This window comes from Paenibacillus sp. H1-7 (assembly GCF_022354825.1).
GTDB lineage: Bacteria > Bacillota > Bacilli > Paenibacillales > NBRC-103111 > Paenibacillus_S.
Genome location: NZ_CP031168.1, coordinates 1,713,155 through 1,724,780, shown reverse-complemented (window position 1 = coordinate 1,724,780; position 11,626 = coordinate 1,713,155). Strand labels below are relative to the sequence as shown.

Genomic DNA, 11,626 nt, shown 5'->3' with positions numbered 1-11,626 from the left:
CATTTTCGCTCACTTCCTCCGGTACAAGGACCTCATATGTCTGTTCTGGTGGTGGATTGTGACCGCATGTGTCAGCCGGCATATTGCATTTGCTGCAGTAATCAACGGCAAGTTGGATCATGTTTCACCTCCAATATAAAAAGGAGCCTTGTGGGCTCCCTATTTGATCTCTTTTTTTAGCTGATCACGAGTTTTCGTTCCTGCATCAAACAAAATATCACTCATCGTTTTTGATCTATTTTTAAGCGTTGCATCCGGCTTATAACGCTTGATTATTGCTTTCTGCGTCTCTTCCCCTTGCAACTGCTGATATCGAGTAAATTGGTCTCCTGTGAGCTTTACATTCACACCGTCTATGTTGATTGATTTGCTTGGAACCCGCGGCGCTAATGTCTCATCACCAGTTTCGTTGATTAGATCGATTACCATTTTCGCTTCCGGTGATAGTTCATAACGGCTCGAGAAACCGGGGTTAAACAGTACGTTAAACGCATTGTTATCCTGGAATGTCTCTTTTGGTCGGCCAAGGGTATCATAACGCTGCGGTAAATCGTTCGCTACTCCTGGTATACGCGCTTTGGCTTTATTGATGGATTGCTCGAGCTTATTTGGTGAATAGGTTTCTCGAGTGGCATTGTCCGTTAACTGCTTAATTTGATTGGAAGCTGTAGGCACAAACGATGCTGGAATATCGGATATGATGTCAGTTATCTTATCGGTGATCGTTTGTCCTGGATAGCCTTCTGCAGCACGTTTTAGGCCCTGTAATACGGATTGTTCGGTAAGAGTACCCAGACCACCTTCAAGGCTATTATACACAGTTCCTGCCAGGCCAGACAGTTTTTCTTTTCCTTCGTTCATATTCTTGCCGATGTTAGCCCCAATCGATAATGCGATTGAAATTGGCTGCATCCAATCGTAAGTATAGAGCAAATCGCCCTCTTTCAACTTGGCTTCCGACGGGTCAAAACCACTAAAAATAAGCCGCTTTAATGCAGACAAATTCACTTGATACTGACCTTGGCCGGCTGATTTCTGAAGATCACGGATATCTTTGTCCTTGCTGGCTTCACCTGTCACTACACCGTTATCCATGAGGTAGTATCCTAGACCCGTAAGACCAAAAGTACCTATCATTGCTCTAGAAAGCGCCTGTGTTACTTCGGCTGTATCGGGCTCCTTTTTATACCATGGTCGTGCCAAAATAGAAGCGCTTCTCAGAAAGCCGGCCGGCGAATACTCCAAAGCCCTCATTAAGATTGCTCCCGGTGTCTTCGGATACTTCAACACCAGATCACCGAGACCGAAATCCTTTTTGAAGTTAAGCCCCTTCTTCAGAGCGACCAAACCTTTAGATATTGCGTTATTATCCTGAAAAGTTACGTAACGTCCGTATTCGTCGGCAATTTTCATAACGTTACTATCTGCTTCGCGAATGTATTTTTGAATTAATTCTTTGTTGCTGCCTTGACCTTCATTGATTGCTTTTAGCGTAGCCATTTCACCGATCGTATTGTTGTAAGCCCTCATGTAAGCTGCTGTGTCAAACGACTTTAAAGCGGCTCCTAGGGACTTTTCCATGTAAGTCAACGGATTATACTTGCTCTTGAATGCAGGGCTTGCAAGGTCGTATTGCGTCTCTAAACCATTGACATTTACACCCTTCCAGCCGGCTTTCAATCCTCGCATCCAATTGTTCCAGTATTCGCCTTGATTGTTAGTCCGGAATGTTACTGTTCGGTCGCCGCCAGTAATCTTTGAACGTGCAATATCGATTGGAGTAGCAATAATCTTATTCAATCGCTCAACACGGTAAAATAACTCATTGCCCAATGCATTTCGGACTTGAGTTTTCGGATTAAGCAGCTGTCCCATGGTCTGGATAGAGCTGATTTGCTTCAATGTTCCCGGCTTCTCGAGTTGTTGCAATATAGCCTGAAGATCCTGAGATGCAAGGCGCTTTTGTTCTCCTGAAAGGTCCGATAATTTTTTTGCTAAAGATCGAAGAGAATCAGCGTCAGCGGGTGTCAGTTGCTTGCTCCTGATCACCTTCTCAGTCAGCTTTTCCGCTTCGCTTACAGACTGCTTTGTGACTTTCTTGGTGGATTGTTCATATGCCTCAACAGACCTTTCGTACAGTTGCTGTAACTGCGGCCGGATTTCCTCGCCAAACTCCTTCACCATTTGTTCCGACCAATCGGAAAATTTAATTACTCCCCTTGCCATCTTGGCAGCACCAATCATTGCATAGTCAGCCCAGACATCGAGAGGCGTGGAACTAATTTGGATTCCTCGAGCTCGCAAACGATCTTTAGCTGCTTGCTCTTGTGCATCCAAGAAAGATACAACATTATCTCTAATGCGTTTTTCTTTCGGCTCTCGAGGAGGTCTAGGTGGTTTTGGCTTGCGTGTGGTCTCCTGAATGAACTTTTTCGATTCGTCCACGAACCGGCGTAACTCCGCTGCTTCTGTGGCAGTAAGCTTCTCACCTGTTTTGGCTTTATCCAATATGCTCATCACATCGTTAGCCAGATCTTTAACCCCGGTCATTTTCTGTGAGACTTGAGCCAAATTGGTGATTTGTGCCGCCATATCCGGAGTCACCTTTACTTCTTTGGCTGTGACCGGTATATTTTCATTTGTTTTGCGTGCTAACCGTTGGGCATACACTAGAACACCCTCAGGAGATAGCCTGTTAAACATCGACAAAGCTTGGATAGCTTGTCCTGCGCGTGTAGCTTCCTCAGATACTTTCTCAGCAATATCAACGGCTCTCTGGATGTTGCCAGTGCTGTTATAATGGTCTATCAACCTTTGGGCTGTCGTAGCTTTGTCCGCGCTGAAACGGCTATTGCCCAAGACATACGATGTCGCTTCTTCAACGTCTTTATTGATCCGCTTGTTCGCCCCAGCCAACGTTTGTTCATTCGTTAAAGGCCGGTACATTGATTTGAGTCGGTCGGAAAACGTTTCAGGCGTTTTCTCAGATGTGCGCAATGTCTCTGCGAAACCACGTTCTTGCATCGGTGGCTTGCCGGCCATACTTCGTGGCGCTTCTGTTATACGCGGAATTGCTTGTGTCTCGTTTACCGGTGCTGCAGTTACTGATGCTTCTGGTACGGTTTGTTGACGTGTTATACGCTGTTGGTTTGTTTGACGTAGACCAGTTCTCAGTACTGGACCTTCTGCCTGACCTCGAGCTGATATGTTAAATCCTTCTGGTTGCTGGATATTAGGCAGTGAATCAGGGTAAACGCCAGCCACCCGTGCAGATGCATCGCGTGAGACTCTCTGAGACACGTTAGGCGCTTTACCGTCTAACAGTGATGGCAAGTCATACCCATACTTTCTGGCTGTCTCAAAAGCGATTTGTGGCACGTCAAACGGTTGCCCTGATTGACGTAATGCATTGATCGTTTCTTCAACTTCAGGCTTAATTCGCTGCATTACACTGTTAAGTACTGTAGTTGGATCCTCAACTCTTAAGCGTTGCGGCTGAATGTAATTCCCCATCGGTAATGCGTTTGCCGGAATGTCAGCTGCAGGAACAACGATATCACTGCCGGCAGGGAGATTACCGCGCTCTAATGCAGCACTCATTCTAGCTTCAACACGCGGCGATGGTAATGCAAGCAACTCAGTAAAAGGTTGCTCAACCTCTGGCGTGGCAGCATTTGGACGGGTGAAATAGTCCGTAATTGCCTGACCAAATTTTGTGTTCTGAATTGCTCGTCCTGCTAATGGGAGAGCTGCACCTCCTGCCGCACCAATTGCACCAGTTAGTGCAGCATCGGACAAATCACCACTTCCCTGCGCAAACTCGGCTCCTGCGCCAATGAGGCCGCCCGTTAGAGCTTCGCGCGCCACCGTCTGACCAGTACCGGTTAGTTTTGGCGCAACCTTTTGTAGCGCTGCACGGGATGCTTCTGTGGCTGCGTTGCCGGTTCCTAATCCTGCCCCTGGAACAAAAAAAGGAGCCCCAGCAGCTCCGATAAATTTTGATGCTCCAGTTGCAGGTTCTTGACCGGATCGCTCGAGAAATGCTTCTCTGGCATTCTTTCCACTAGGATCATTCAAATACGGCGCATCAGGTACTGTGTATTCTGCAAAAGCTTCAGAAATAGGATTAGATGCAATGAAGTCTGCCGCCTTGAGAATGGAGCCCACTACCGGGATATCACGCCCTGGCAACTCTGGTTTAGGTTCTACATATGGTGTTAATGGCTGTTGCGTCCGCATGATCTCCGTCTGGACCATATCTTCTTGATTCATACGATGCGCTGAGTCGATCGATTGCTTCTCGTTGCGGAGTTGATCCAACATTGACATTGGCTTAGAAGATGTATCAGGAGTGGGCTTATTATTCTTTCTCAGTTCGTCAAGCAGACTCATAGGATCACTCCTTAAATTTACTGTTTATCGCCTTTTGCATATTTGCTATCGTCGCTTCATCCACGCCCTGTTGACGGTATAAACTGATCAACTGGTTCCCTTCATCAATGCTATCAATTCGCGGCAAATCCTGAAGGAACTCGCTATAAGAAGCTTGGCTCATTTGTTTTCGTTGGGATTGACCGGACGCTTGATCTTTGTCAAACTGGAATTTTTCTCGATCGAATGCCAAACGAGCTGCTGCATTTCCTGCGGAGTTAGCCGCGCTTGCCGCAGACGTTCCGGCATTCATACGGGAAATATCCAACTGTGCTTTACGATCCTCGATGTCAGCAGCCAACTTTCTTGCGTCCATCGTTTCTTGACCATTAAATAGACCTGTAAGTCCTGCATTTTGAACTGCTGCACGTTGCAAATACTCCTGCATAGCTAGTGGTGTAAGACCTTTAACTTGGTCATACGCAACCTGAGAATCCATCTTAGGATCTGCTTGAATACCGTATGTTGTCGTTAAATAGTTGGCAAGGTTAATCCGGTCCTGTTTCTGCTTGTCTGAAAGCACCTCGCTACGATACTGATTATCCAGATCTTGTTGATTGAGGTTGTTAGCAGTACTCAGCAAATCGAAATCATTCCGGAATTGTTGTTGTCCCGAGCGATCTAGGTAATCCGTGTAAGCCAGCATATTGTTGAGTTGCTGATTTTCGGCTTGTCGATCACCTTGATAACGTTGGTATGCTTGGTTGATGAGTTGAGGTAACACCTCGTTAGTCACCCTGTTATACTCTTGTGCTGCAGCTTGATTGCCCCGGTCCTGTGTGATGGTCGAGTTAAGCAACCCACGTTTATTCATATCAGCCGCAATGTTGCCGGCCGCTGTTTGCGTGTTCTGCCGCGCCGATTCAAGCGCTGCTTTGTACGCTGGGTCGTTATCCTTGTCGTATGAGAATTGTTGAGGTGTACGATTTACTCGCTCCTTGATTTGTTGCTGTAATGCGGATAGTTCAGCATTTGGCGTTTGTGCTCTCTGCTGCAAGTTGGATAATTGGCTGCGTACATCGTCTCCATACTGGGAGCCGGTTCCGCCGATAGCCGTATTTACTTGGTCGGCCCAAGTCTTTGCTGAGTTAGCGCCTTCTGTATCTCCTGCAGCACTCTTGCCGCGGAATACTTCTAAAGCTCGTTTGTATTCGTCCTGTCCTGCGGTACGATTTTGAGCATAGTTGGCAAGGCGTTGCTGCCATGGAACTTCATCGTCAACGGGTTTGCGGTATTGGACTGCCATACGGTTCACTCCTTTAGGCAAATTAAAAAGCCGTCCAGGTGGACGACCTTATATGTTATGGCTGTGATATCTCGGCCTTCTGCTTCTCCAGACCAGCTATTTCATCATTGTACTCCTGTAACTTTGCTTCAAATTGTTTTATCTTATCCGTTTCTTCTGGATGAAGCGCTCTAAGCTCTTTGATCTGTAATTCAATGACAGGAATCTGTCTTTTCTTTATTTGAATAGCTTTGTCGTAATCTTGGGCAGTTTTCTCTTTTATCAGCAATGGTCTAGCCTCCTCCGTACGATTATCGTTCAGTACCACTTTGTTATCCTGGTAGCTAACATTCAATCCCATTGTTTCCCCTACCGCTCTAACCGGCAAATAAGAAGTACCATTAACGACAGCCGCTTTACTGCCAAGTTCTTTTCCATCAAGTACAACGGAAAATTCTCCTTCAACAGATTTTCCTATAATTGAATCAACTGCCGCTGAGACATTGATTGATAAAGTAATAGAAGCCCCAACTACCGCACCTATAATGTACTTACGCATAATATTCCGCCTTTTCCCTTTTGGAATTATTATACATCAATTATGGTTCTAGATCTCTAATCCTAGATTCATGATTATTGATTTGATTCTGTAATCGATCGAGCGCGTCCTGTAATGTCTCGTTATCGCCGTCACTATAAAAACGACTCCATTTATTTGTAACAACAAATGCAGATGAGTCTAAAATATCTGCATATAGCTCTAAATCCCCTCCAGAGCTTATTTGTATACCGCCCGAACCAGAGGACGTATTAATAAACATCATATTACCAAAAGGTCTAATTTGCCCAAACATGGAGTTACTGGAGATTAACAAGGAAACTTGTCCCAAATAATCAGATACCAACCTTATATATTCATTTGACGATGCTTCGGCAGTGAACATATTTTGAGTTGAGCTCATCTGAGCACGTGGGTAGAGCCCGAAATTGCGTGTCATAATCTCCGACCCAATAATGGTACTACTGATTATCTCAATACTTTCTATGAGTCCGGCTGTGATGTGCCCCAGATCGGCCGTAATCGCCGACAATTCCTCAACGGATATCTTATCAGCAGTAACCGCACCAGCCACCAGAGCATCAGTTTCAATTGAGTTGGCGCTAATATTTTTTGCTGTAATACCATTCGCTTGAATGTTTTGAAAGTTAACATTCCCATTCATCAGCCATTCTTGCGTTTTCCTGATGCGTTCAACACCGTTAACTATATTATCGAATGCTTGCTGGATATTGCCGTTGTATTGAACATCATCCATGCTAGGTAATTTAACTACTGGCATAATATCCCTCCTACGCTAACGGCCCCGTTTTCGGTTCCCATGATAGCTCATGTAATGCCACTTGACCCAAACACTCGATTTTCAATCTCGCCCAGTTTGCTTTTGAAGCAATGCTTGGTGGCACGATCAGGCGCTTTACCGGGCTGTTTACGCTGCCTACAAGATTCCAATCCGAGTCTCCCGTTACCGACTTGCTAAGGAATATATTCATGTTGCTCCCAGGCTGGATATCTGAAACGGACCATATGCGATGAACGCGAAGTCTCTGTGCGAGAGAATTATTACTAAACAAGTGTGTAACCCATCTGGAAGCAATCTGAGCCCCGTTATCCGTTGTACCACCTTGCAACAACACTCGACCGTTTGACTCACCGTAATAGAACGATCGGTCCACCTTCGCCATACATAACGCGGAAATGCCGCCCCATACTTCCCAGGTGTCAAACATGGGATTATACACGAGCGTGGTGTCTGGTGCTGTGCTACTGTTCATCGGTATGGAGACGTATAGCTTAAGTCCATCTGTACCAATGCAGCATGTGTTTTTAGCTGCCTGATTCATATTGTCGATATACCACTGTACACGCTCTGAGAATCGCTTATTAGGCCTTGCGCCTCCTGCATAGACGTATATCCCTCGGTCGCCTACAAAGTACGTCACACCGTCTAAATTGACCGCACAATTATTGTTTATAGCTCCGATATCGTTGGCAGCTTCAACCATGCTGAAATCAGAAGGGCTCGTGCCGTACAACTCATGCATGCTGGTTGGGAAATAGACCGTTACATGACCGGTGCCAGCTTTGAGCCCGACAATCTTCTTACCGGTATTGATCTCCTTAATGATAGTGCCCGGGTCGCTGTCGTTTTGAGCGATAACGGTCCAGTTCGATGGTACCGACAATTCGCAGTAATGAATTTCAATGCCATTAACGATTGCATACAATCGGTTATCATGCTCATCAATAAAGTTAGCTCCTGATGGTGCTCCTGTTAGATTTTGAACCGTACTCCCATCATATCGCCTTGGCACACCAACACCATTGCATGCGATTAGGTTGAAATCACCCAGGTTTCCCTTGAAGTTACAGAATGAATAAGGTGCCGATGTATCAAGTCCCGACACCAACGCTGCTGACCATGCGGATCCGGTCCACTTTCGCCATGTGCCATCGTTAAACACCGCGTGTAACTCACTGTCTTTCCATACGCCTAACCCGAGTACTTTTGACCCAATTGCTGACCCTAATACACTGTACCCGGGCCGTACGCTTAACGATGGATACTGATCGAGACTAATATTCACCAAATCTGGGGAAAACTCAGGTGAAATAGAAAAAGGATCGCGCTTGTCGATCCCCTTGAACTCCCTCTGAATGATCGGATTCCGGTTAGTCGGTACCCATGTTTGCTGTGGCATGACAATATTACGTGGCATTCTGAACACCACCCTTGTAGTTCTGTGCGGCCACCTGTAGCGCATTCCGATATTGTCCACCATAGTTAGCTGCCTTCGCATCTTCCTCGATTGCCTTGGCGATGTACTCAGCCAGCCCAAGAACATAAATCCAATGGTATTCATCTGGTGCGTCTGGCACAGCCCCAAGATTGCCCGTTGTGAACGTTGTTGTAGCAGACCGATAGTAGCGGACTATTCCAGAATCCCCAGCCTTAGAAGGGGCCGTAGAAAGCGTCAACGTTCTATTTGACTCTGTGTACGTAAACCAGTTTTGTTTTGGCTGGACATCCTCGTAATTTAAGGACCGATATTTCAAATGCCCAATCATTACTTTGTCGATGTTTTTTTCCTTGATTGTCGTCAGCAAAGTATATGTTTTTGTCCCAATAGTCGGCGTAAACTGAGCTATTTGCGGTATTTTAACCACATCGAAAAATTCCTGATTGATCGCATTCAGCCATGGCACCTTGTCATTCGTTGACAATCCATTAGCTACGAGTAAATCAGCTTCATTTATGATTTCTTGGATGGAGAGTGCCATTTGATCCCCCCTCAACTTACATGTAATCGATCATGATGATTCCTGACAATCCGTTCGAGCTGCCTGTCTTCTCAAGTGTCATTTTCCCATCCCATGCAACACCGTCATTGATAATAAAGGTCATTGCGGCTGCAGGAGGGATGATCGAAGCTTCTTTGTATCCATATTCATTCGATGCAAACGCGATAGAAGCAACGGTATAATCAACCCCGGATACTGTAAATTTGAGATTCAGTGTAAGTGCTATGCCTACATTGACAGCATCTCGTATAATCTTAAATTTCATCGGCCTTCCGTTTGGAGGCAATAAGACCTTTGCTGTAGAAGGATTAGTACCTGCGCCAAATCCGGACGTACTAGATGGTTGAAGCGTTAATGTTTTGACATTGTTAACACTCCAGTTTGTTGGAAGGTACGAAGATTCACTAATTTTTGGCGAATCATATCCATTGGAGTCGGTTGTAAATACCGAATCATCAGTAGTTGTTGATACGTCACCGGGTATAGTGACTAAGCTACTAGCACTTGGCAGCCCTGATCCATAACCACTTTCGTTAGTCACTCTTACATACCGAACAAGTCTGCAGCGATTTATTTTGATCTGTCCTGTCTGTCCGTTAGATGTCAAATTCGCTGTAACAATCCCCTTGACATCAGCGGTAACGGTCGAACGTACATTATTGAATTCGGCGTAGGAACGACCGCCAAACCTTGCTAATTCAATGATTGCTGAACTTGGCTGATTGCTGATAATCCCCATGTCCGTAATGACGATTCTAAAAAAGTTGGAAAGTGTGATCGTACTGTTCTCGCTGTGGTGAATAAACGGCCCAAGTCCTTTTGCTTCCATCCGTACCCCAACAGAGCTGAATTGATGCGTGGCTTGAAAATAACTTGATGTCGGGTACTCATAAAATACGTACGGTCCGTAACCGAATACTGAACCACCTACATGATTCACAAACGATCCGCGCTCGAATTTAATTTGTTTCCATTTCTGTGTTGCATCCAGAGGGTCGTCATTCTCGAAATCAATGTTCAACAACAAGTGGTTTACCGCCTGGATATTGTTGAATATTAAGCTCGTTTCACAGTTTCTGAATTTACCTTGCTGATAAATACCACCATCTAAGTGCGTGTCACTTGTTGGGTTACTATCACCATCCCAACGAATCCCCTCTTTGAACCCGTTGATTCGAAAATCATGAAATGAATGCTTCCAGGATGGTGCAATTGGAACCTCATTTATTGTATCGCGGAAATAAAATGCTCTTGATGTCCGCGGGTTTTTATCGATAAAATTTAAACTCCTGAACTCTAGGTAGTTTACATTGGTATCGATAAAGAATAAGTTCTTCATCACAACACTGTTATCAAATTCGATGATGGTATTCATACCGCCATTACCAATGAGCTTGGTCGGGAATAGATAGTCAGTATTTCTGAAATAGATGGTATCTGTAACCCTGTATTTAACGGCTGGTGTCGGGAACCATACCGTAGAACCTGTTTGTATGCCTTGTATAACAGCTGCTTGGATAGCAGCCGTATCGTCAGCAACTCCATCTCCTTTTGCTCCGAAATCCTTTACGCTGAGGACGCGCATGATATTTGTCAATCCATAGTCAGATAACAACCTAAACCCGCCGACAGGACCGCGCTTATCTGTGATCACAGAGACATTCTTGAAGCTGTCTGTGGTCACTTCAGAAATCGGCAAATAGGATCCGCTCGGATGCGATGTTCCCCATTTGAAGTCACCGGATTGATAGTCCAGGTAATAGGTAACATTAGCTATTTTCGTTTGGAAGCTCGTTCCCTCACGGCGTGTAACGTCATTGTCCAAGGATACAACGATTTCCGTTACGTCGATTTTATCGTTACGCTGGATGTTCTTGGTGACAACGCCACCTTCGACAACGTAGTTTTCAAGGAAAAATCCCACATCGACTAGGGTTTTTAGCTTGTTGTAATCCGGATAAAAGGCTGATAATTGATTTGCAATCTGCTCAGATGCTTGCCTCATACTGCACCTCTCCCAACTCCATAGACATCTTGAATACGATGCGGCCTTGCTGGTCTGGATCGGTAGAATTGCTTCTCCAATTTGTTAACCTCGGCATTAAAGATATTTTGCATGTTACTTCTGGTTGAATCGATGCCAGCCAGTTCCTCACAAACGTTCAAGACGATCAGCATATGCCACACCGGATCAAGGTCGGGAATGTCGTCTACATCGACTAATGTTCGTGGTTCAATATAGCGAAATACCATCAAACCTCCGACTACATCAGCTATAGGTGTTGGATATATGCCAATGGAGAGATCTCCTTCAATTTCTGTCACGTAATAATAACAGCCCTGAGAATTATATTTGATGTTCTGATAAGGGTACTCTTTGCCATTTACCACCACATCAATAATGCTCTCGGGTGCAAATGAGATTGGATAAAACGGGTTGCCAGCAAGCAAATCATACGTTGTTCCCGTATCCGGCTTGTACATCGTCCGGAAGATTCGCCTTTGTACGTCATTGACCATCGTGATTATGTCGGGATCCGCGTAATTATGCGGGAATTTCAAGCTAATCATGCTCAATATCTCTTGGAGCGTCACAATTCACACCTCCT

At 45.2% G+C, this 11,626-nt stretch carries 8 protein-coding genes; all 8 read right to left on the bottom strand.

Annotated features, from left to right (window positions below):
* Positions 1–159: 159 nt before the first annotated feature.
* Genes DVH26_RS07845 through DVH26_RS07810 form a run of 8 tightly spaced genes read right to left on the bottom strand, consistent with a single transcriptional unit; the run spans position 160 to position 11,612 of the window.
* Positions 160–4,392, bottom strand: coding sequence for a hypothetical protein (locus DVH26_RS07845; protein WP_239632959.1), 4,233 nt, complete (start codon positions 4,390–4,392; stop codon positions 160–162).
* A gap of 4 nt (positions 4,393–4,396) precedes the next feature.
* Complete coding sequence (locus DVH26_RS07840) at positions 4,397–5,677, bottom strand: hypothetical protein (protein ID WP_239632957.1); 1,281 nt, start codon at positions 5,675–5,677, stop codon at positions 4,397–4,399.
* A 55-nt stretch (positions 5,678–5,732) separates the two neighbouring features.
* On the bottom strand, positions 5,733–6,215 hold the full coding sequence (locus tag DVH26_RS07835; protein ID WP_239632955.1) for a hypothetical protein: 483 nt from the start codon (positions 6,213–6,215) through the stop codon (positions 5,733–5,735).
* 40 nt (positions 6,216–6,255) lie between these two features.
* Positions 6,256–6,996 (bottom strand): hypothetical protein, encoded by a 741-nt coding sequence (locus DVH26_RS07830; RefSeq protein WP_239632953.1) that lies wholly within the window; start codon positions 6,994–6,996, stop codon positions 6,256–6,258.
* Between the two features lie 10 nt (positions 6,997–7,006).
* Positions 7,007–8,434, bottom strand: coding sequence for a hypothetical protein (locus DVH26_RS07825; protein ID WP_239632950.1), 1,428 nt, complete (start codon positions 8,432–8,434; stop codon positions 7,007–7,009).
* Positions 8,424–8,996, bottom strand: coding sequence for a phage adaptor protein (locus DVH26_RS07820; RefSeq protein WP_239632948.1), 573 nt, complete (start codon positions 8,994–8,996; stop codon positions 8,424–8,426). Before DVH26_RS07820 ends, DVH26_RS07825 begins: the two co-directional genes overlap by 11 nt.
* A gap of 16 nt (positions 8,997–9,012) precedes the next feature.
* On the bottom strand, positions 9,013–11,022 hold the full coding sequence (locus DVH26_RS07815) for a glycoside hydrolase family 55 protein (protein ID WP_239632946.1): 2,010 nt from the start codon (positions 11,020–11,022) through the stop codon (positions 9,013–9,015).
* Positions 11,019–11,612, bottom strand: a complete 594-nt coding sequence (locus tag DVH26_RS07810; RefSeq protein WP_239632944.1) for a phage adaptor protein — start codon at positions 11,610–11,612, stop codon at positions 11,019–11,021. Before DVH26_RS07810 ends, DVH26_RS07815 begins: the two co-directional genes overlap by 4 nt.
* Positions 11,613–11,626 lie beyond the last annotated feature (14 nt).